Annotated in this window: 20 protein-coding genes; 9 read left to right on the top strand and 11 right to left on the bottom strand. The window is 67.1% G+C overall.

What is annotated here, in order from left to right; genetic code table 11:
* Positions 1-92: 92 nt before the first annotated feature.
* On the top strand, positions 93-719 hold the full coding sequence (locus AC3FKH_RS29605; RefSeq protein ID WP_488679254.1) for an acyloxyacyl hydrolase: 627 nt from the start codon (positions 93-95) through the stop codon (positions 717-719).
* Here the strand turns inward: AC3FKH_RS29605 and AC3FKH_RS29610 are convergent.
* Positions 707-1,588: a helix-turn-helix domain-containing protein gene (locus AC3FKH_RS29610; RefSeq protein ID WP_488679255.1), complete on the bottom strand. Its 882-nt coding sequence runs from the start codon at positions 1,586-1,588 to the stop codon at positions 707-709. The two genes, AC3FKH_RS29605 and AC3FKH_RS29610, sit on opposite strands and share 13 nt — an antisense overlap.
* A 168-nt stretch (positions 1,589-1,756) precedes the next feature.
* Complete coding sequence (locus AC3FKH_RS29615; protein ID WP_483711753.1) at positions 1,757-1,954, bottom strand: hypothetical protein; 198 nt, start codon at positions 1,952-1,954, stop codon at positions 1,757-1,759.
* A 196-nt stretch (positions 1,955-2,150) separates the two neighbouring features.
* Here AC3FKH_RS29615 and AC3FKH_RS29620 point away from each other — a divergent pair, with 196 nt between their 5' ends.
* From AC3FKH_RS29620 to AC3FKH_RS29630, 3 genes are all read left to right on the top strand, one after another.
* Positions 2,151-3,464: a hemolysin family protein gene (locus AC3FKH_RS29620; protein ID WP_488679256.1), complete on the top strand. Its 1,314-nt coding sequence runs from the start codon at positions 2,151-2,153 to the stop codon at positions 3,462-3,464.
* Between the two features lie 18 nt (positions 3,465-3,482).
* Positions 3,483-4,805, top strand: coding sequence for a GGDEF domain-containing protein (locus tag AC3FKH_RS29625; protein WP_488679257.1), 1,323 nt, complete (start codon positions 3,483-3,485; stop codon positions 4,803-4,805).
* A 132-nt stretch (positions 4,806-4,937) separates the two neighbouring features.
* Positions 4,938-5,069: an entericidin A/B family lipoprotein gene (locus AC3FKH_RS29630; protein WP_483714360.1), complete on the top strand. Its 132-nt coding sequence runs from the start codon at positions 4,938-4,940 to the stop codon at positions 5,067-5,069.
* A gap of 97 nt (positions 5,070-5,166) precedes the next feature.
* Here AC3FKH_RS29630 and eda read toward each other — a convergent pair whose 3' ends face one another.
* The 3 genes from eda to AC3FKH_RS29645 all read right to left on the bottom strand — a co-directional run bounded on the left by eda (position 5,167) and on the right by AC3FKH_RS29645 (position 8,086).
* Positions 5,167-5,808: a bifunctional 4-hydroxy-2-oxoglutarate aldolase/2-dehydro-3-deoxy-phosphogluconate aldolase gene (gene eda, locus AC3FKH_RS29635; protein ID WP_488679258.1), complete on the bottom strand. Its 642-nt coding sequence runs from the start codon at positions 5,806-5,808 to the stop codon at positions 5,167-5,169.
* Positions 5,809-5,869: 61 nt separating this feature from the next.
* Positions 5,870-6,805: a sugar kinase gene (locus AC3FKH_RS29640; protein ID WP_488679259.1), complete on the bottom strand. Its 936-nt coding sequence runs from the start codon at positions 6,803-6,805 to the stop codon at positions 5,870-5,872.
* A 12-nt stretch (positions 6,806-6,817) separates the two neighbouring features.
* Positions 6,818-8,086 carry an amino acid deaminase gene (locus AC3FKH_RS29645; protein ID WP_488679260.1) on the bottom strand — a complete coding sequence of 423 codons (1,269 nt, stop codon included), beginning with the start codon at positions 8,084-8,086 and terminating at the stop codon, positions 6,818-6,820.
* A gap of 172 nt (positions 8,087-8,258) precedes the next feature.
* Between AC3FKH_RS29645 and AC3FKH_RS29650 the strand changes: the two genes are divergently transcribed.
* From AC3FKH_RS29650 to AC3FKH_RS29670, 5 genes are all read left to right on the top strand, one after another.
* Complete coding sequence (locus tag AC3FKH_RS29650; protein ID WP_488679261.1) at positions 8,259-9,179, top strand: MurR/RpiR family transcriptional regulator; 921 nt, start codon at positions 8,259-8,261, stop codon at positions 9,177-9,179.
* Positions 9,180-9,182: 3 nt separating this feature from the next.
* Positions 9,183-10,646 (top strand): N-acyl-D-amino-acid deacylase family protein, encoded by a 1,464-nt coding sequence (locus AC3FKH_RS29655; RefSeq protein ID WP_488679262.1) that lies wholly within the window; start codon positions 9,183-9,185, stop codon positions 10,644-10,646.
* Between the two features lie 40 nt (positions 10,647-10,686).
* Entirely contained in the window at positions 10,687-11,079 is a 393-nt protein-coding gene (locus AC3FKH_RS29660; RefSeq protein ID WP_488679263.1) for a RidA family protein, read from the top strand.
* Positions 11,080-11,195: 116 nt separating this feature from the next.
* Positions 11,196-12,557 carry a GntP family permease gene (locus AC3FKH_RS29665; protein WP_483711762.1) on the top strand — a complete coding sequence of 454 codons (1,362 nt, stop codon included), beginning with the start codon at positions 11,196-11,198 and terminating at the stop codon, positions 12,555-12,557.
* Between the two features lie 123 nt (positions 12,558-12,680).
* A complete protein-coding gene (locus tag AC3FKH_RS29670) occupies positions 12,681-13,856 on the top strand; it encodes an ABC transporter substrate-binding protein (protein WP_488679264.1) in 1,176 nt (391 codons plus the stop codon).
* Between the two features lie 34 nt (positions 13,857-13,890).
* Here the strand turns inward: AC3FKH_RS29670 and AC3FKH_RS29675 are convergent, their stop codons facing one another.
* Genes AC3FKH_RS29675 through AC3FKH_RS29700 form a run of 6 tightly spaced genes read right to left on the bottom strand, consistent with a single transcriptional unit; the run spans position 13,891 to position 19,763 of the window.
* Positions 13,891-14,847, bottom strand: a complete 957-nt coding sequence (locus AC3FKH_RS29675) for a phosphatidate cytidylyltransferase (RefSeq protein WP_488679265.1) — start codon at positions 14,845-14,847, stop codon at positions 13,891-13,893.
* Positions 14,848-14,851: 4 nt separating this feature from the next.
* Positions 14,852-15,487: a lysophospholipid acyltransferase family protein gene (locus AC3FKH_RS29680; protein ID WP_488679266.1), complete on the bottom strand. Its 636-nt coding sequence runs from the start codon at positions 15,485-15,487 to the stop codon at positions 14,852-14,854.
* A 7-nt stretch (positions 15,488-15,494) separates the two neighbouring features.
* Positions 15,495-15,950 (bottom strand): hypothetical protein, encoded by a 456-nt coding sequence (locus tag AC3FKH_RS29685; protein WP_488679267.1) that lies wholly within the window; start codon positions 15,948-15,950, stop codon positions 15,495-15,497.
* Positions 15,940-17,340 (bottom strand): phosphatase PAP2/dual specificity phosphatase family protein, encoded by a 1,401-nt coding sequence (locus tag AC3FKH_RS29690; protein WP_488679268.1) that lies wholly within the window; start codon positions 17,338-17,340, stop codon positions 15,940-15,942. The genes AC3FKH_RS29685 and AC3FKH_RS29690 overlap by 11 nt, the downstream gene beginning before the upstream one ends.
* Positions 17,340-19,115: a bifunctional alpha/beta hydrolase/class I SAM-dependent methyltransferase gene (locus AC3FKH_RS29695; protein ID WP_488679269.1), complete on the bottom strand. Its 1,776-nt coding sequence runs from the start codon at positions 19,113-19,115 to the stop codon at positions 17,340-17,342. The genes AC3FKH_RS29690 and AC3FKH_RS29695 overlap by 1 nt, the downstream gene beginning before the upstream one ends.
* An 18-nt stretch (positions 19,116-19,133) precedes the next feature.
* Positions 19,134-19,763 carry a CDP-alcohol phosphatidyltransferase family protein gene (locus AC3FKH_RS29700; protein ID WP_488679270.1) on the bottom strand — a complete coding sequence of 210 codons (630 nt, stop codon included), beginning with the start codon at positions 19,761-19,763 and terminating at the stop codon, positions 19,134-19,136.
* Positions 19,764-19,838: the final 75 nt, after the last annotated feature.

A 19,838-nucleotide genomic window follows, 5' to 3' on the forward strand; every position in this document is an offset into this window, starting at 1 on the left:
TGTGATGAAAAAGGGACTGTGCGCGTCACCGCCCGGTCCCGGACGCGCCCCTGTGGCACGGTCCGGGGATCCCAGACAATAACGAGCCAACTATGCGACCGCTGCCCGATGCCCGGCCCGGCTGTTCCGCGACTATCCCCCTGCGCCGCAAGCCTTCCAGACGGCGATGTATTCGGCAGGCGGCCCTGCTCGCCCTTCTCTCGGGCGCGGCCCTCGGCAGCAGCCCGGTGCAGGCGGCCCCGCCCATCCCAGCGGTCCAGATCGGCTATGGGGTCGACAACAAGCATGACATCCAGAAGATCGAAGCCGCCTTCCAGTGGGACTCCGGCTTCGCGTGGGGCAACCCGCAAGGCCTGCTGGCCGACGTGCTCTGGGAGGTCAATGTTGCACGCTGGCATAGCACCAGCAGCAACAACCCCCGCAACCCCTGGGAATTCGGCTTCTCGCCGGTGGCCAGGCTGCAGTGGAAGCGCTATAGCTGGGTGCCGTTCCTGGAACTGTCGCTTGGCGTGCGCCTGTTGACCGAGACCCGAACTTCCGACGATCACGTGTACTCCACCGCCTTCCAGTTTTCGGAATACGCGGGTGTCGGCGTGGCGTTCGGCAAGACGCAGCAGTTCGCGGTCGGCTACCGCTACCAGCACATCTCGAATGCCGGGATCAAGGAGCCCAACCCCGGCACCGGCTTCAGCACGGTGTACCTGCGCTACCGCTTCTGACGCCGCGGAGGTGAATCGTGCGCCAGCGTCTCGAACACCTCGCGCGTGGCCTCGTCGGCCGGAAAAAAACACTCGATGCGCATTTCCTGCAGCGTGACGTCCTGCGGAATGCCAAGCGTCGTGATGGTGGAAAACAACGAGGCGCGGAACGCTCCGGCACGCAGCGTGACCGGCAGCACTGGCGGCGGCGGTCCCTCCGCCGCGTCCTCATCAGGCAGCAGCGCACCGGCCGGGCTCACCATATCCGGATGCCAGGCTGCGATGCGCGCGAAGATTTCGCGCGCCGACTGGTCATTCGCCTGGACCTGGAGTTCCTGCCTGACGCGCCGCAGCAGGTAGCGGCCAACCTGCCGGGCGTTCTCGATCACCGGCCACAAGCCGTGCGGATCGAACACGGTCAGCATCAGGTTGATGCGCTCGCCGCCCTCCTCCAGCGCCGCAGGCACTCGGCCGTCGAGCAGCACATCGAACATGCGGCGATAAGCCGGGTTGGCGTCGACCAGGTTCCAGAAGCGGTCGAGCACCACGGCCGGGAACGGCTCCTGCTTCGCGAGAATCAGCGAAATGGCCTGCTGGACCATCTGCAGAGGCGGAGAGACGAGCGTGTGTTCGCTATATCCCGGAGCAAACCCGCCCGCCAGCAACATGCGGTTGCGCTGGCGCAGCGGCACGCCGAGCCGCTCGGCCAGCGCCAGCACCATCTCGCGGCTAGGCCTGGAGCGGCCGGACTCAAGGAAACTGATGTGGCGCTGCGACACCCCCGCTGCCAGCGAAAGCGCAAGCTGGCTATAGCCGCGCCTGCCGCGCCAGTATCGAAGCAGGCCGGGAAAATCGAGGGCGGTTTCGGAACCGGGCGTCAGCGTCTCCATGTGGCGTATTACAGCATGAGACACATTGCCCGGCGACTACCTTGAAGGTAATCAGCAAGATTCACGGACGCCCGATGCCAATGCCGAACAACCTCATCAGCCGACACCATGGATCTGGCGGCATGTCAGCGACGCCCCAGCGCCCGAGCGCAGGGGGGCAACCGCGCATCAGCAGTTGCCCTTCTTGGCTTGGCCCGGTGGACAGAAGCTCTGGTTACCGTACTGATCCACCCTGCAGTTTCCCTTCTTGGCCTGGCCAGGCGGGCAGCCACCGTGCCCGGCGCCGTAACCGTCGTCGTATGGGGCGACCACACAGCCGGCCAGCAAAGCCGTGCTCGCCAATAGCAGCGCAAGTCCTCGGAACATTATGTTTTCCCTTTTGTGGAGATTATTGTCAGAAGAGGATAACGGACCGGCTTGCTTGCGCCAGTAACAAATCGAAAATAGCCACGATTTTTGCCACACCTGCATGGGCGCAGTCCACATCACCCCGAGACAGCTTGTAACAGGCGAATGGTATGCTTGACCTTTTGATTCCCGCGCGCGAAGGGCGCGCACCCTGATGGAAATTGCCATACTGCTGGCGCTGATTCTGCTCAACGGTCTGTTCGCCATGTCCGAAATCGCGCTGGTCACCGCCCGCAAGGCGCGTCTGCAGCGCCGGATTGAAGAAGGCGACCGCGGAGCAATCGAGGCTGTCAAGCTTGGCGAAGACCCGACCCGCTTCCTGTCCACCGTCCAGATCGGCATTACGTCGATTGGCGTGCTCAACGGCGTGGTGGGCGAATCCACGCTGGCGCAGCCGCTGGGCGTATGGTTGCAGGGCTTCGGGCTGACACAGCCCACTGCGGGCTACGTGGCAACGGCCATCGTCGTGGCTGGCCTGACCTATTTCTCGATCGTGCTGGGTGAACTGGTGCCCAAGCGCCTGGGACAGCTGGCCCCCGAGGCCATCGCCCGGCTGGCGGCACGGCCGATTGCCTGGCTCGCCGTGGCCAGCACGCCGTTCGTCAAGCTGCTGTCCGGGTCGACACGCCTGGTCCTGCGTGCGCTTGGCGTCAATACCAATCGCGGTCCGGGCGTGACCGAGGAAGAAATCCACGCACTGCTGGTCGAGGGCTCGGAGGCCGGCGTCATCGAGCATCACGAGCACACCATGGTGCGCAATGTGTTCCGCCTCGACGACCGCCAGCTGGCTTCGCTGATGGTGCCGCGCGGGGACGTGGTGTACCTGGACATCGAAGTGCCGCTGGAAGACAACCTCAAGCGCATCGAGGAATCGGACCATTCCCGCTTTCCGGTCGTGCGCGGCGGCATGCATGACATCGTTGGCGTGGTGAGTGCGCGCCAGTTGCTGGCCCGCCGCCTGCGCGGCGAGGAAGCCGACCTGATGACCGTGGTACAGCCGGCGGTCTTCGTGCCCGAGAGCGTCACGGGCATGGAACTGCTGGAGAACTTCCGCGGCTCCGGCGGCCAGATTGCGTTCGTGATCGACGAGTACGGCGAGGTGCTCGGGCTGGTCACGCTGCAGGACCTGATCGAAGCCATCACCGGCGAATTCAAGCCCGATAGCGTGGACGAGGAATGGGCGATCCAGCGTGAAGACGGCTCCTGGCTGCTCGATGGCCTGATCCCCATCCCCGAACTGAAGGACCGCATCGGCCTGCGCCAGGTGCCCGAGGAAGAGAAAGAGCGCTACCACACGCTCTCCGGCATGCTCCTGCTGCTGCTCGGCCGCCTGCCGCAAACCGCGGACAGCGTCCAGTGGCAAGACTGGCGCTTTGAAATCCTGGACATGGACGGCAAGCGCATCGACAAGGTCCTGGCCTCGCGCGTGCCGCCGTCCGAAGGCCCCGAAGAGGACACCACCGGCTGACGCCGGCATATGGATCGCATGCGCCAAGACGACGCCGACAACAGCGCCGGTCAACGTGCCGGCAATGCGTACGACATGGTCCAGCCGGCCGCCTTCGTGGCTGCGCTGGCGGATTGCCGCGCATCTTCCGGCGGCGCGCAACTGGTCATTCTCGCCATTCGACTGGATCGCTTTGACAGCGCGTGCGAATCGCTCGGGCCCAAAGGGGCGGCCCGGCTGCGCCAGCTCGTGCAGGCGCGCCTGATGCGCTGGCTTCATCCGCAAGCCCGCGTGTACTGGCTGGGTTCGGCCGATCTTGCCGTGCTTACCTTGCTGCCGGCCTCAACGCCGGACCCGGTCCGATTGGGACAGCGCCTGGCCGATGAACTGGCCCGCCCTTTCACGCTGGATGGCGCCGAGCCGTTCCTGTCCTGCAGCGTGGGCGTGTCGCTCGACCACCCCGACGTAGCCGCCGAACGCAGCCTGCAGCATGCCGTCGACGCCATGCTGCGGATCTGCCGCCAGGGGGGAGACGGGCTGGCCAGCGCCGCGCGGGCCGGGCCGCCCGCCGAGGACCAGGTGCTCACCGCCTTGCCGCACGCGCTGGAACGCGGCGAACTGGGCCTGCACCTGCAGCCCCGCGCCGATTTCGAAGGCGCACGGATCAGCGGTTACTCGGTGCGGCTGCGCTGGCGCCATCCCGCACTCGGCAGGGTCGCTCCGCAGGACTTCCTGCCAGCGCTGGATAGTCTCGGGCTGATGGGACCGGTGGGCAACTGGCTGCTTCACAGCCTGGCACCGCTGGCTCGCGCGGCGGCGGATATTGGCCCGCTGCAGTTCACCTTGCTGGCCTCCAGTGCGCAACTGCATCAGCAGGACATGGTCGATGCGCTCGCGCGCACGCTCGATACCGGGGCCATCGCACCGCAACGGCTTTGCATCGAAGTGCCCTCCACCAACGTGCCGGACGACGCGGAACTGATTGGCAGGTTCGAAGCGCTGCGCCGGCGCGGCCTGCAACTTGCGCTCGGCGACTTCAACGATCGCCCGGAAAGCCTGGAGACCTTTGGCCGCCTGCGGCCAGACCGTGTCACGCTCGACGTGCGCAGCCTTGGCCACGCCCACCAGCCCACCAATGCAGCGGCTGGCTTGCGTGCTGCCTGTACCCTGGCGCGCAAGGCAGGCGCCATGGTTTGCGCCAAGGGCGTGGAAACGCGCAAGCAACTGGAACAGGTGCACGGCTGGGGCTGCCACAGCGTCCAGGGCTATTTGCTCGCCCAGCCGTTTCCGGCCAACTGGCTCGCACAGACACACTGGGCCATCCAGCAGCGCGCCCGGGAGTTGCTCGGGCCGGCCGCGTGAGGCGCGTGATGCGCCTGGTGCGCGTAATGCGGCTGGGTACGATTTACAAATTGCCACACATCAATGTGATCCCAAGCGGCACTGGCGGGTAAAATCTGCCCGGAAATTTCCATGAACTCAAAGGAGCCCGGCGTGAAAAAAGGTTGGATCTGGTGCGTACTGTTCGCGACCTTGCTGGCTGGCTGCAATACCATGGCCGGACTCGGCCAGGATCTCCAGCGCGGCGGCCAGAAACTGGAAGGCGCGGCAGACAGCCACAAGTAAGCGGCCAAGCCTTTTTGGAAGGGCTCGGCGCACAGGACAAAACGGCACGCAATGCGTGCCGTTTTGCTTTCATTTCGGAAGCGGTGGTGTCCGAAACTCAGGGCAGCCGCAGCGACGCGGCGTGTTCGGCCAGCTTACGGATGCGGCCCCAGTCGCCGGCGGCGACGGCGTCCTTGGGCACCACCCAGGAACCGCCCACGCACGCTACGTTCGGCAAGGCGAGGTAGCTCGGCGCCAGCGCCGCGTCAATGCCGCCTGTCGGGCAGAAACGCAGCTGCGACAGCGGCCCGTACAGCGACTTGAGCATCGGCACGCCGCCCGCGGCCTGCGCCGGGAAGAACTTCAGGAAGGAGAAGCCGGCTTCCAGCGCGGCCATCGCCTCGCTGGCCGTGGCCACGCCGGGGAGCAGCGAAATGCCGGCTCCCTGCGCCCCTGCCGCCAGCGCGGGCGTCAGGCCAGGCGACACGGCAAACTGCGCGCCGGCATCGCGCACGGCATGGAGCTGGTCCACGGTCAGTACCGTGCCGGCACCCACGCACGCACCCGGGATCCTCGCCGCCACGGCACGGATGGCGTCCATGGCCACCGGCGTGCGCAGCGTGATTTCAAGCAGCGGCAGCCCGCCGGCCACCAGCGCTTCGCTGACGTGCAGGGCCTCCTCGACGGAGCCGAACTCCAGTACAGGAATGACCGGCACATTGGCCAGCCGCGGGAGCAGCGGGGAAGGTTGAACTTGCATGGCAGTCTGGATGGTTGCGGAGAAGAAGGAAGATCCGTGGATCAGTCGATCCATGCATCAATCAGGCAATCACGGACACCGACTGCGCCAGCCTGGCGAGCACGGTTTCCGCGGATGGAATCGGCGCCACTGCGCCATAGCCCGTGGTGGACAGCGCGGCCGCCACGTTGGCAAAGCGCGCGGCCTCGAACGGATCGGCACCCGCGGCAAGCCGCGCGATGAAGCTGCCGCCAAAGCAATCGCCGGCCCCGGTGGCATCGACCGGCTTGACGGCAAACGGCTGCACCAGCGTGCGTGATGCGGCCGTGGCCACATAGGCGCCCTCTTCGCCGAGCTTGAGCGCCACCAGGCCAACGCCGCAGCCAAGCAGGTAGTCGACGATGGCGTCCCGGTCATCGAGCCCGGTCAGCACGGTAATGTCGTCCCAGCTCGGCAGGCACACGTCCGTGAGCGAGAACGCCTCGCGCATGATGCCGCGCGCCCGCGCCAGCGACCACAGGCGCAGCCGCAGGTTGGTATCGAGCGACACCTTCGCGCCGGACTTGCGCGCATGCTCCATCGCGGCCAGTCCCGCATCGCAGGCGCTGGTGCTGATGGCCAGGCTGATGCCAGACAGGTGCAGGAACTTGGCCTGCGCGATCGCGGCCAGCGGCAGCTGTTCGTGATGGTAACGAGCCGCGGCGGAACCTTCTCGCAGGTAGTCGAAGCGGTGGCCGTGGCTGTCATGGCTGACGAAATACACACCGGTCGGCGCGACCGGGTCCACCCGGACGTAACGCGTGTCCACGCGCTCGTGCGTCCACAGCGCCATCAGGCGTTCGCCGAAGCTGTCGGCACCCACCGCCGAGATGTAGCCCGTGGTCGCCCCCTGTCGGGCGGCAGCAATGCAGAAGTTCGAAGTGTCGCCGCCAAAGCCTTGCAGGTAGCGGGTCGGATCGTCGGGCTGCTGGTTGAACTCCACCAGCGGCTCGCCATAGGCCAGGATATCGATGCTCATGGCGCGCTCGCCTCAGAAGAAGGTCTGGACAATGTCGATGACGCGCATGTCGCCGTTCAGCACGGGAATATGGCGCCACTTGTCGAAAGTCAGGCACGGGTGCGAGATGTCGAAGGCGATCATGTCGCCAACCCGGATATCGTCGCCCGCGCGGATCTGCAGGTACGCGTGCTGGTCCATCATGCCCGTGACTTCCCAGTGCGCGGGCACGGCCACCGGCGCGGCGCTGCCCGGGCGGTAGATCACCGCCGGAATCGGCATGCCGGCATCGAACGCGGCGTCGCGCTTGCCCATGCCGATGATGGCCCGGTCGGGCTCGGGCACCGATTGCACATAGGCCCACAGTTGCAGCGCGGGCAGCAGGCCTTCGCGCATTTTCTGCGCCACCGGGTTGCTTGCCAGGATGCGTTCCTGCGCGGCCTTGTAGACGCCCACGTCGTGGGTCAGGTAGCAGCCGGGGCGCAGCACAACCTCGATCGGCGTGCCGATATCGGTGCGGGCAAATTCTTCCGCCACCACGTCGTACCAGGCGGAGCCGGCCCCCGACATCACCACCGGGCTGCGGCCGAAGCGGCCTTGCTGCGCAATCTCGCGCGTGACCGCCACGGTGCGCTGCAGGAAGCTGCGGATCTCCGCCTCCTCCTTCAGCACGCCTTCATAGATCTCCACGCCCGCCAGCGACAGCGCATCCGGCCAGCGCGCCAGCGCCGCCAGCACGTCGGCCTGCTGCGCGGCGTCGCGCACGCCGGTGCGTCCGCCCTCCACGCCCAGCTCCAGCAGCACCTGCAGGGTCTGGCCGCGCTCGCGGAAGTACGCGCCGAGCTGGTCCACCAGGTCAGCGGAGTCGACCAGCGAGAAAAACTCGAAGCCAGGATCGCGCAACAGGTCGGCAATGATTTCCATGTTGCGGCGGCCCACCAGCTGGTTGGCCATCAGCACGCGGCGCACGCCGTGGGCATGGGCCGCGGCGGTCTGGTGCGCCGTCGCCAGCGTTATGCCCCAGGCGCCGGCGCCAAGCTGGCGCGCAAACAGCTTGGGCGCCATGGTCGTCTTGCCATGCGGCGCAAGCTGCACACCGTATTCATCCATGAAGCGGCGCATCCATTGCAGGTTGTGAGACAGGCGCTCCTCGTAAAGCACCGCTGCAGGAAGGCTGAGCTCTTCCTGCAGCAGGCTCCAGCCGGTCTGGCCGGCGTCTTCGGGCGCAAGCGGGGCCTCCAGCCTGCCCAGCGCCTTGTTGAGCGGATCGATCGTGCCGGCTTGGTACTTTATTTCACGCATGCCTGTCATCACCCTGAAAAAATCTGATTGACGTAATGATATCCCTGAAATTACGATATTTCATCCTTGTTATAAAGTAACACACCGTTCGCGGATGGTGAGCCTGATGGCTCGCAACCGGACCGGCACTATCAGTTATAGCCCTTCGCCAGCCCCAAGACCTTTCCGAGCCATGACCGCGCCCTTCGACATCCTGACCCGCATTGCCGAGCGCGGCCCCGCGTTGCGGCTGGCCGAGCAGAAAGTGGCGCAAGTCGTACTGGAAGACCTTGCCGGCGCGGCGGCGGCCAGCATCAATGAGCTGGCGCGCAAGGCCGGCGTGAGCGAAGCCAGCGTGACGCGCTTTGCCAAGGCGATCGGTTGCCGCGATGTGCGCGACCTCAAGCTGCGGCTGGCGCAGGCTACCGCGGTCGGCATGCGTTTCCTGCAGCCGGATGGCGCACCGGCGCTGGCCGACACCCCCGCCACCCTGGCCGACCGCATCCATGCCGACGTGCTGGGCGCGCTCGAAGTCAACCGCAAGCTGATCGATGCCGACCGCATCGATCAGGCCGCGCGCCTGTTGCTGGGCGCACGCATGGTCTACGCTTTTGGCATGGGCGGCGGCTCGTCCTTCATGGCCGACGAGGCGCGCCACCGCCTGGCGCGGCTTGGCCAGCCGGTGGCCAGCTACCAGGATGCACTGCTGCAGAAGATGGTGGCGGCAACGCTCAGCCGCGACGACGTGGTGCTTGCGTTTTCCGCCAGCGGCAGCGTCCCGGAAATGCTGGCGAGCTGCGATATCGCGCGCGAGTACGGCGCCACGCTGGTGGCCGTGACCGCGCTGGGTTCGCCGCTGGCCGCGCGTGCGGACGTGCTGCTGCCCGTGCGAACGCTGGAGACCGATTTCATCTTCAAGCCGTCGGCCTCGCGCTACGCGATGCTGCTGGTGCTGGACGTGCTGGCCACGCAGTGCGCGCTGCTGCAGCCGGACCAGAGCAAGGAACGGCTGCGCCGCCTGAAATACGTGCTCGACACGCACCGCGGCCCCGGCGGCGAGCGCGGCCAGGACACAGGCGCCGGCTTGGACGGCCGCCAGCCGCTCGGAGACTGACCTATGCCCCACCTGTTCGATACCCTGATCCGCTGCGTCACGCTGCTCGATGGCTCTGGCGCCGCGGCCCGCATGGCCGACGTGGCCCTGCGCGACGGCTTGATTGCGCGCATCGACGAAGCCGGCGCCATCGACCCCGACACCGCCGCCAATGTGGTCGAAGGCCACGGCCTGGTCCTGTCGCCCGGCTTTATCGACGTGCACACGCATGACGACACCAACGTGGTCCGCCAGCCCGAGATGACGCCCAAGCTGTCGCAAGGCGTGACCACTGTGATCGTCGGAAACTGCGGCATCAGCGCGGCACCGGTGGTGCTGTCGGGCGATCCGCCCGACCCGATGAACCTGCTCGGGCATGCCGACGCCTTCCGCTATCCGGACTTCCGCTCGTATGTGGAAGCCGTAGATGCCGCGCGGCCCGCCGTCAACGTTGCGGCACTCGTCGGCCATACCGCGCTGCGCAGCAACCAGATGGACACGCTGGACCGCACCGCCACACCCGCGGAGATTGCCGCCATGCGCGCGCAGCTTGAAGAAGCGCTGCAGCATGGCGCGCTGGGCCTGTCCACCGGGCTGGCCTATGCCAACGCCTTCTCGGCGACCACGGCGGAAGTACTGGCCCTGGCCGAGCCGCTCGCCAATGCCGGCGCGCTCTACGCCACGCACCTGCGCAGCGAATTTGCCGAGATCCTCGACGCGATGGACGAGGCGTTCCGCATTGGCCGCCACGCGCGCGTGCCCGTGGTGATCTCGCACCTGAAATGCGCCGGCGTGCCCAACTGGGGCCGCAGCTCGGAAGTGCTCGGCGCGCTCGACGCCGCGCAGCGCTGGCAGCCCGTGGGTTGCGACTGCTATCCCTACACCGCGAGTTCGTCGACGCTGGACCTGAAGCAGGTGACCAGCGATTTCGACATCATGGTGACGTGGTCCGAAGGCGCGCCGGAAATGGGCGGCCGCCTGCTGGCCGATATCGCGACCGAATGGCAGGTCGACCTGCACGAGGCCGCGCGCCGCCTGATGCCGGCCGGCGCCGTCTACCACTGCATGGAGGACGCCGACGTCGATCGCATCCTGAGCCATCCGGCCACCGTGGTGGGCTCCGACGGCCTGCCCAACGACCCGCTGCCGCATCCGCGCCTGTGGGGCGCGTTCCCGCGCGTGCTCGGCCACTATGCGCGCGACCGCGAGCTGTTCCCGCTCGCGGTGGCCGTCAACAAGATGACCGGCCTGTCGGCCGAGCGCTTCGGCCTGGCCGGCCGCGGCTTTGTGCGCGAAGGCTACTGGGCCGACCTGGTGCTGTTCGACGCCGACACCATCCGCGACGCGGCCAGCTTTACCGATCCGATGCAACCGGCCGAAGGCATTGCCGCGGTCTGGGTCAACGGCGAGCTGTCCTGGCAGCAGCGCCAGCCCACCGGGGTGCGCGCCGGCCGGTTCCTGCCGCGCGGCTCCCGGCCGGCGGCCTGACTTCCCCCCTTTTTTGTTTCACCCGATTTCAGGAGTTTTCATGGATATCAAGCGATTCGGCGTAGAAGGCGGCACCGGCCAGGGCGGCCAGCACATGCCATTTGCCCGTGCGGTGGCTGCCGACGGCTGGCTCTACGTTTCCGGCCAGGTGCCGATGATCAACGGCGAACTGGTCGACGGCAGCATCGTCGCGCAGACGCACCAGGCCATCAAGAACGTACTGGCCATCCTGGCCGAGGCCGGCTACGGCCCCGAGCACGTGGTGCGCTGCGGCGTCTGGCTGGACGACGCGCGCGACTTCGCGGCGTTCAACAAGATCTTCAAAGAATACTTCGGCGCCAACCCGCCCGCCCGGGCCTGCGTGCAGTCCAGCATGGTGGTGGATTGCAAGGTCGAGGTGGACTGCATTGCCTACAAGAAGCCGGCGGCCTGAGCCGATCGCCTGCTGATTGCCTGATTGCGTTTTCCCCGCCCGCAACCCGGGCGGGACATGAACTGAACTACAAATATTGCCGTCACAAGCGGCCTTTTTTCCACAAAGGAGACAACATGGGTGCCGTCACCGGAACCACACTGTTGGTGTACGCGCTGATCGCCGTGATCGCCCTGGTCATACTGATCGCGCGCTTCAAGCTGAATCCCTTCATCACCCTGGTTGTCGTCTCGGTCCTGCTCGGCTTCGCCGTGGGCATGCCGATGGGCGACATCATCAAGTCGTTCGAAGCCGGCGTGGGCGGCACGCTCGGCCATATTGCCCTGGTGATCGGCCTGGGCACCATGCTCGGCAAAATGATGGCCGAGTCCGGCGGCGCCGAACGCATCGCGCGCACGCTGATCGACTTCTTCGGCGAGAAGAACGTCCACTGGGCAATGGTGACCATCGCCTTTATCGTCGGTTTGCCGGTCTTCTTCGAGGTCGGCTTCGTGCTGCTGATCCCGATTGCCTTCAACGTGGCCAAGCGCACCGGCACGTCGATGGTGCTGGTCGGCATCCCGATGGTGGCCGGCCTGTCCGTCGTGCACGGCCTGATTCCCCCGCACCCGGCCGCTCTCCTGGCCGTGACGGCATACGGCGCGGATATCGGCAAGACCATCATGTACGCGCTGATCGTGGGCGTCCCGACCGCGGCCATTGCCGGCCCGCTGTTCGCCAAGCTGATGGACCGCTACGTCAAGCTGCCCGACGTCAACCCGCTGGCCGCGCAGTTCACCGAGGAAGACGAAGGCGTCAAGGCCTCGCACCAGTTGCCCGGCTTCGGCATTACGGTGTTCACCATCCTGCTGCCCGTGATCCTGATGCTGATCGGCAGCTGGGCCGACCTGTTCACCACGCCCAAGACCTTCGCCAACGACTTCCTCAAGCTGATCGGCAACTCGGTCATGGCGCTGCTGATCGCCGCGCTGGTGAGCTTCTACACCTTCGGCAAGGCACGCGGCTTCAACCGCGAGGCCATCCTCAAGTTCACCAACGAGTGCGTGGCGCCTACGGCCATCATCACGCTGGTGGTTGGCGCGGGTGGTGGCTTCGGCCGCATCCTGCGCGACTCGGGCGTGTCCAATGCAATCGTCGACGTGGCCACCAACGCCCACGTTTCCGTGCTGCTGCTGGGCTGGCTGGTGGCCGTCATGATCCGGATCGCCACCGGTTCGGCCACCGTCGCCATGACCACTGCCGCCGGCATCGTCGCGCCGATCGCGGCCAGCGTGCCGGGCACGCGTCCCGAGCTGCTGGTACTGACCACCGGCGCGGGCTCGCTGATCCTGTCGCACGTGAACGACGGCGGCTTCTGGCTGGTCAAGGAGTACTTCAACATGACCGTGACCCAGACCTTCAAGACCTGGTCGGTCTGCGAAACGCTGATCTCGGTCATCGCCCTGCTGCTGACGCTGGCGCTGGCCACCGTCGTCTGACCCGCCTGAACCGGGCCAGGGCACCCGTATCAATCGGGATTGCCTTGGCCCGGGCACCCTCCTACACTGCCTCCTCGATGCGGCCGCAAGTGCCGCACACGTCCTGATTCGAGGAGAGAATCCATGAGCTTCCCGCTATTTCAGCGCGCCATTGCGGCCTGCGGCGCCCTCGCCCTGCTGTCGGCCCCGGCCCTGGCTTCCGAGCCCGTCAGGATCGGCCTGATCGCCCCCTTCTCCGGCAGCTTCGCCGACTACGGCAAGCAAATGGAGGCCGGCGTGAAGGCCTACCAGTCGCTCCATGGCGATACCGTGGCGGGCCGCAAGGTGCAGGTCATCATGAAGGACACCACGGGCCCGGTGCCCGACGTCGCCAAGCGCCTCGCACAGGAACTGGTGGTGCGCGACAAGGTCGACATCCTGGCCGGCTTCGGCCTCACGCCGGAAGCCCTCGCCGTTGCGCCGGTCGCCGAACAGGCGAAGAAGGCGATGGTGATCTTCAATGCGGCGTCGTCAGTCATCACCACCAAGTCGAACTACATTGCGCGCGTGTCGATGACGCTGCCGCAGATCTCCGCGCCCATGGCAACCTGGGCCGTGAAGAACAATGTGCGCAAGGTGGTCACGCTGGTGGCCGACTACGCGCCCGGCATCGACGCGGAAACCGCGTTCAAGACGAACTTCATCGGCGGCGGCGGGCAGGTCATCGAGTCGATCCGCGTGCCGCTGCGCAACCCGGAGTTCGCGCCGTTCATCCAGCGCATCAAGGACGCCAAGCCCGAGGCGGTCTTCCTGTTCCTGCCGGCCGGCGAACAGGGCGTGGCCTTCATGAAGGGCTTTCGCGAGCGCGGGCTGGCCGAGGCCGGCATCCGCGTGATCGCCACCGGCGACCTGACCGACGACCACGTGCTGCCCGCCATGGGCGATGCGACGCTCGGCGTCATCACCTCGTTCCACTATTCGATGGCGCACGACTCGCGCGAGAACAAGGCGTTCCTGAGCGCCTATTCCGCTGCCAACCCCGGCGCGGGCCGCCCGAACTTCATGACCGTCGCGGCCTATGACGGCATGGCCGCCATTTACGAGGCGCTGAAGAAAACCAGCGGCGCGGCCGATGGCGACAAGATCATCGGCGCGCTCAAGGGCATGAAGATCATGAGCCCGCGCGGGCCGATCCTGATCGATCCGGCCACGCGCGACGTCGTCCAGACCGTCTACATCCGCAAAGTGGAGAAGCGCGGCAGCGAGCTGTACAACATCGAGTTCGACAAGTTCGCCGACGTGAAGGACTCGGGCAAGTAAGCCTCTTGCCGCCCTGGTTCCGCATCCGCGCCGCTCAGGGCACCCACCAGTAGCGCGTGAGATGGAAGAACACCGGGGCGGCGAACACTACCGAGTCCAGGCGGTCCAGCATGCCGCCGTGGCCCTCGATCATGTGGCCCCAGTCCTTGATGCCGCGGTCGCGCTTGATCGCCGACATGACCAGGCCACCAAGGAAGCCCATGAGCGCGATGACCAGCGCGATTGCCCCGGCCGTCAGCGGCGAGCCGTATGGCGTGATCCACCATAGCGATGCGCCCAGCGCCGTCGCGCTGGCCACGCCACCCACAAAGCCTTCGACCGTCTTCGACGGCGACAGCAGCGGCGCGATCTTGCGCTTGCCGAGCAGCTTGCCCCAGACGTACTGGAGCACGTCGCTGCCCTGCACCACGATGACGAGGAACGCGATCAGCAGCAGGTTGCGATCCTCGTAGCCGGGGATCGGCAGCGTGAGCAGCGCGGGGACGTGCGAGATGCAGAACACGCAGATCATTACCGCCCACTGCACGCCCGCGCACCGTTCGAGAAAGCGCGTCGTCTCCGATGACAGCGACGAGAGAATCGGCAGGATCAGGAAGGCGTAGACCGGGATGAAGATCGAGAACAGCCCGTACCAGCCGATGTAGACCAGCACGTACTGTCCCGGCAGGAAGACGAAGAACGCGGCCACCATGGCCCGATGGTCGCCGCGCCGGGTCGTCGTGATCGTGATGAATTCGCGCAGCGCGTAGAACGACAACAAGCCGAACAGCACGATGATCGCCGTGCGCCCCATGGCGAAGGCAATGCCGAGGATCGCCACCATCCACCACCACGCCGAGACCCGCGCCGCGAGGTTGTCGATCACCGTATGAGGCGCGCCGCCCGCCACGCGCCAGCGCAGCAGCGCGGTCACCAGCGAGGCCAGCAGCAATACGCAAAGCACCCCGCCAAACAACATGCGAGTGTCGTGGATAACCTGGATATTGGACATGGTCTTACTCCAGCACCGGTGCCAGCGCGAGCAACTGCTGCCGGCAGCGGGACAGGAACGATTCTTTCAGTTCTTCGGGCTGCAGCCGCAGCGGCGCGCCAAAGGTCACGGTGCATAGCAGCGGCACGGGGATGATCTCGCCCTTCGGCATCACGCGGTTGAGATTGTCGATCCATACCGGCACGAACTCGATGTCCGGGCATGCACGGGCCAGGTGGAACACGCCGCTCTTGAACGGCAGGAGCCGGTCGTCGGTGGTGTTGCGCGTGCCCTCGGGAAACAGGATCAGCGAGGCGCCGGCGCGCAGCGCCTGCTCCATCTGCGCCACCGGGTCGGGGCCGGTGCCGTCGCGGCCGCCGGAGCGGTCGATCAGCAGGGCACGGAACACATCGCGCCCGATAAAACGCCGCACCGACGAGGCTTCCCAGTAGTCCGCGCCGGCCACGGGCCGCGTCACCGCGCGCAGATCCGGCGGCAGGCAGCCCCAGATCAGCACGAAGTCGCCATGGCTGCTGTGGTTGGCAAAGTAGACCCGCTGCACGGCTGCGGGCAGGCAGCCGTTCCAGCGCGCCTGCATGCCGGTCAGCATCTGCGCAAACAGGATGATGGCGCGTGCCACCAGTCGTGAAAGCCACGTCATGGGGAGGTCATCTCAATAGCAGCAAAAGCAGCGCGAGCAGCAGCTGGGTCGCTGCGAGTGCGCCGGCGAACTTCAGGAAACGCAGCGTCGCGCGCGAGCGCTCCGCCAGCGAGCGGCCCGCGCGTCCGGGCGCCTGCCAGCCGAGGGCGGACAGCGCCTGGTCGAGCGCGCCCAGTTCGGCGGTGTCGGCCGCGACGGCAAGCGCCTCGAACAGGCGGCGGTCCAGCTCGATACGGACCAGCAGCCAGAGTTGCGCGGCACCCATGATCGCCACCACCAGCCCGAGGATCAGGTAGACCAGCGCGGCGGGCGCGAACAGTCCGGCAAGCAGCAGGTTGGCCATCGCCAGGACCAGCCCGGCGCCATTCAGCCGGGCGGCGGCGTGCATGGCGCCAGCGGTGATACGCGCCACCCAGGCCTCTGTACCGGAATCGGGCTCGGGACGGGAATCTTCAGTCAGCATGGTCGGCTCCTTGCGAGTCGGAAACCTGCGGGCCGGCTACGGTGGTTTGCAGGAAGCGCGTCAAGGCCGCCACGCTCTGCGGGCCCAGCACCACTGCCGGCCGGCTTTGGCGCAACAGGGCCAGCACCTGCTGCGCATCACGCAGCTGCGCATGCGCGCCCAGCCATGCGGCAGCCACCAGCGCGCTGCGCGAGTAGCCAAGCGCGCAACTGACCAGCACCGTGCGCCCTGCCTGCCGCCAGCCCTCGATGGTCTCGACGCCGGCATGCAATTGCGCCTGCGATGGCACGGTCAGGTCCAGCACCGGCACGCAGCGGTACAAGACGCCCGTCGCCAGCCGAGGCAATTCCGCCGTCAGGTCGAGCACGGCATCGGCGCCAGATTCGCGCAGCTCTGCTTCACCGGGCAGGCGGCCGATCCAGACGCCATCGGTCAACCGGCTGACGGCGGGCTGACGCCTTGTCCACCAGCGCGAGTTGGCGAAGGCCCCGAGCACATAGGGCCACAGCACCCACCAGGCCGACATCGGGAGCGTGCCATCGGCGCGCTTCTGGAATGCTCCCGGCCTGCCGGCACGGTAAGTCACGGCCACGCAGCCCAGCGCAATGGCCGCCCACGCCAGCATGAAAGCGGCCACAACCGACACGCTCAAGGCCGCGACGGCGGTGAGCCCCAGCAGCATCGCAGCCATCCCGTAGCGGCGCGCAAGCCGGGCATCCGGTGAGCCGGCAGCCTCTGCCGGCACAAGCGGCAACGCAAATACGCATGACCAACCGACCAGCCAGCCAGTCGGGACATCGATGAAATGGTGCTGGTAGGTTGTCAACACCGACACACCGATCAGCGCAAACCACAGGTGCATCAGCCAGCGCCAGCCGCCCCGCAGGTGCGTGGCATAGGCCACCCAAAGGATCACGAGCAGGCTGATATGCAGCGACGGCGCCTGGTTGAACGGCTTGTCAAATCCGCCGAGCAGCGTGAACAGCTGCCCCGGCAGCCCGTCCGCTTCGGGACGTGCAAAGGCGAAGCGCAGTGGAAATGCGATAAAGCAGGCCACCGAGACAAGCTGCGCCGCCAGCAGCCGCTTCACGTGGGTCAGCAGGTCCGCGCGCGTCGACCAGAGGAAGAACGAGAGTCCGTAGAGCAGGTCGATCGACCAGTACGGCACGATGCTCCACGGCATGAACGGAATCCCGCGTTCCCAGCCGAAGTGGAAGTACGGCACGTCCGCATGCTGGCTGGCCAGCCAGTTGGCCAGGCCGTAGCTGGAGAAGAACAGCACACCCATGCCGGCGAGCAAGCCCGCGGCCAGGCCCCAGGGCCGGCCGGGCGCGGGCACCGGACTCCGATCCAGCGCCGCGGGGCCAAAGTGTGCGCCGTCGCCCCGCATCAGCGCCCCTCGCCCTTCCTTCGCGCCAGGCTGACCGTGAAGATGCCCCACGGGTCGATGCGCTGGGCAAGCTTTTCGAAGCCTGCGTCGCGAACCAGCTCGTCCATCTCGGCCTGCGAGCGGCGGCGCATCACCCACGCCGATCCGGCACGGTGGCTGGTCAGCGCCCGCGCGATGAACTCGAGCTGCGGGTGCCACGGCTGCCCCGTATAGACGAGATAGCCACCCGGCCGCACGGCCTGCGCCAGCCCGCGCAGCGAGCGCCCGACCATCGCATTGTCGCCGAACAGTTCATACAGGCCGGAGACGATGGCCAGGGTCGGTGCCGGGTCCAGTACGGCAAGGCTGTCGGCATCGAAGGCATCGCCTTTCTCGAAGCGCGCGATCGGCTCGAGCCCCTTGCGGCGGATCAGGTTTCGTCCCTGTTCGACGTTGATGTCGCTGTAGTCGCGCAGCAGGATGCTCTCCACCGCGTTGCCGTCGATGCTGCCGCGCTGCGAGGTCAGCGCCTCCAGCACATAGCGGCCGTGCCCTGCCGCGATGTCGACGATGCGCACCGGCGCTGCCGCGGCCTGCAGGCGGCGAATGGCCTCGCCAATCAGTTCCTCCACATGCAGCTTGCGCTGCCGGATGCCGCGCCAGCCGATGGCGTCCAGGTAGTTGCGGTCCATGAGCTGACCGACGCCGAAGCGGCCCGTGGCCTTGTTGCGGTAGACGTAGTCGAGCGTCGAGCCGGAATCGAAGCCGGTCTGGTGGCCCAGCCGGACGCCTTCGGACAGCATGCCGCCCAGGTGCAGGCCGGCGCGCACGGTACCCCAATAGATTCCGGCGGGGCTTGCCGCCGCCAGCGGCGCGGCTAGCCGGTCGGACTCATCCTTGAAGGGGCCGCGGCGGTCGGCCTCCAGCAGTGACACGGGCGCCGACGGCGTATCGAATTCGCGCACGATGAACTTGCGCGCCGCGGCCACGGCGGATGCCCGGTCGCGCTCGCCGAGCGTGTCGTGATAGAAGCCGTCGAGGACGATGCGCTCCTTCACGCGCGAACCCAGGCGGTCGAAGAACGCGTCCTGCGGACCGCGATGCACGACCCAGTCCGCGCCGGAAATCAGCAACTGCGTGGGAACGGTGATGGCGCCGGCATCGGCCACCACGCGCTCGCCGGCGTCGTAGAGATCGAGCAGCATGTTGACGGCGATCGGCCGCGTGATCAGCGGATCGGCGTCGTAGCTGGCCACGCGCTGCGGATCATGCGTCAGGAACTTCGCCTTGACGTAGCTGTTGACGAAGAACTTGCCGCGCAGCCGATGCATCAGCTTCAGGCCGGGACGCGCGAATGGTACGTAGAGCTTGACCTTGAACGCCGGCGAGGCCGCTACCAGGCAGCGGATGCGCGGCGCGTAGTCGTGCACCCAGGTCGCGGCCAGCACCGCGCCGACGCTCTGGGCCACCACGGCCATCCGCTCCACGCCAATGCCGTGCGCCGCTTCGATATGGTCGACAAAGGTCTGGATGTCGCGCACCGAACAGGCAAGCCCCGGGCTGTAGCCGCGCTCGCCGGGCGAGCGTCCGTGGCCACGCGCGTCCCAGGCAAAGAAGTCATGGTCGGGCAGGCTCAGTTCATCGACCAGGTGCGCGACGCGGCCGGAATGCTCGTGGCCGCGATGGAACAGCAGCACGGCCCCGCGCGGCGTTCCGCTCGCGGCTGGCCAGTGCCGGTAGAACAGTTCCTGCCCGTCATGGGTGGCAAAGCGCGATTCGATCGGGGTACGTTCCACGCGGCGCGTCTCCACAGGTCAGGAAGCCGACTGGCGGCCATGGCTCTCGCGAGCCTCCAGCACGCCGCGCCGAACGCGGTTGATGATGGTCGCCACGGACAGCAGCGACAGCAGGATCCAGAACCAATGGCCGTATGACCCCAGGCTCAGGCCGCAGCCGACCCAGAGACCCAGCGCGCCGAGAACCAGCGCGCGGTCGCTCTTGCCCAGCGGGCCGTCATAGCGCCGCGTGGCGCCTGCCAGCGGACCGATCAGGCCCGCGCACTCGGACACCACGGCCAGGATGGCGAACAGCATGACCTCGCCGCCCGATGACGGCATGGCCCAGGCAAACGGGATGGTCAGCGCCAGGTCCGAAACGATGTCGCCGAGTTCGTTCAGGTACGCGCCCAGCACGCTTTGCTGCCCGTGCTCGCGCGCGAGCATGCCGTCGATCGCGTTCAGCGCCATCCGCGCGAACAGCCACAGCGGCATCAGCAGGAATACGCCGGGCAGCCACGCCAGTCCGCCGGCCAGCGCGCCGACGACCAGCGAGCCGGCCGCTGCCGCCAGCGTGACCTGGTTGGCCGTCACGCCTGCGGCGGCAAGCCGCTCCACGGTGGGCCGCAGCCAAGCCTGGAACTTCGGTTTGATCTGGTAAAGCGTCATATTGGGTCTCGGGATCGGATCTGCTGCCGCGTCACGGTCTTGCGGGGGCGCTGAACGGAACTGGCCGGTACAGAT

This window comes from Cupriavidus sp. 21MJTG02-4 (assembly GCF_057798975.1).

Coding starts and splice junctions, on each gene's coding strand:
- AC3FKH_RS29605 (WP_488679254.1), top strand. CDS start 93: ATGCGACCGCTGCCCGATGCCCGGCCCGGCTGTTCCGCGACTATCCCC.
- AC3FKH_RS29610 (WP_488679255.1), bottom strand. CDS start 1,588: ATGGAGACGCTGACGCCCGGTTCCGAAACCGCCCTCGATTTTCCCGGC.
- AC3FKH_RS29615 (WP_483711753.1), bottom strand. CDS start 1,954: ATGTTCCGAGGACTTGCGCTGCTATTGGCGAGCACGGCTTTGCTGGCC.
- AC3FKH_RS29620 (WP_488679256.1), top strand. CDS start 2,151: ATGGAAATTGCCATACTGCTGGCGCTGATTCTGCTCAACGGTCTGTTC.
- AC3FKH_RS29625 (WP_488679257.1), top strand. CDS start 3,483: ATGCGCCAAGACGACGCCGACAACAGCGCCGGTCAACGTGCCGGCAAT.
- eda (WP_488679258.1), bottom strand. CDS start 5,808: ATGCAAGTTCAACCTTCCCCGCTGCTCCCGCGGCTGGCCAATGTGCCG.
- AC3FKH_RS29640 (WP_488679259.1), bottom strand. CDS start 6,805: ATGAGCATCGATATCCTGGCCTATGGCGAGCCGCTGGTGGAGTTCAAC.
- AC3FKH_RS29645 (WP_488679260.1), bottom strand. CDS start 8,086: ATGCGTGAAATAAAGTACCAAGCCGGCACGATCGATCCGCTCAACAAG.
- AC3FKH_RS29650 (WP_488679261.1), top strand. CDS start 8,259: ATGACCGCGCCCTTCGACATCCTGACCCGCATTGCCGAGCGCGGCCCC.
- AC3FKH_RS29655 (WP_488679262.1), top strand. CDS start 9,183: ATGCCCCACCTGTTCGATACCCTGATCCGCTGCGTCACGCTGCTCGAT.
- AC3FKH_RS29660 (WP_488679263.1), top strand. CDS start 10,687: ATGGATATCAAGCGATTCGGCGTAGAAGGCGGCACCGGCCAGGGCGGC.
- AC3FKH_RS29665 (WP_483711762.1), top strand. CDS start 11,196: ATGGGTGCCGTCACCGGAACCACACTGTTGGTGTACGCGCTGATCGCC.
- AC3FKH_RS29670 (WP_488679264.1), top strand. CDS start 12,681: ATGAGCTTCCCGCTATTTCAGCGCGCCATTGCGGCCTGCGGCGCCCTC.
- AC3FKH_RS29675 (WP_488679265.1), bottom strand. CDS start 14,847: ATGTCCAATATCCAGGTTATCCACGACACTCGCATGTTGTTTGGCGGG.
- AC3FKH_RS29680 (WP_488679266.1), bottom strand. CDS start 15,487: ATGACGTGGCTTTCACGACTGGTGGCACGCGCCATCATCCTGTTTGCG.
- AC3FKH_RS29685 (WP_488679267.1), bottom strand. CDS start 15,950: ATGCTGACTGAAGATTCCCGTCCCGAGCCCGATTCCGGTACAGAGGCC.
- AC3FKH_RS29690 (WP_488679268.1), bottom strand. CDS start 17,340: ATGCGGGGCGACGGCGCACACTTTGGCCCCGCGGCGCTGGATCGGAGT.
- AC3FKH_RS29700 (WP_488679270.1), bottom strand. CDS start 19,763: ATGACGCTTTACCAGATCAAACCGAAGTTCCAGGCTTGGCTGCGGCCC.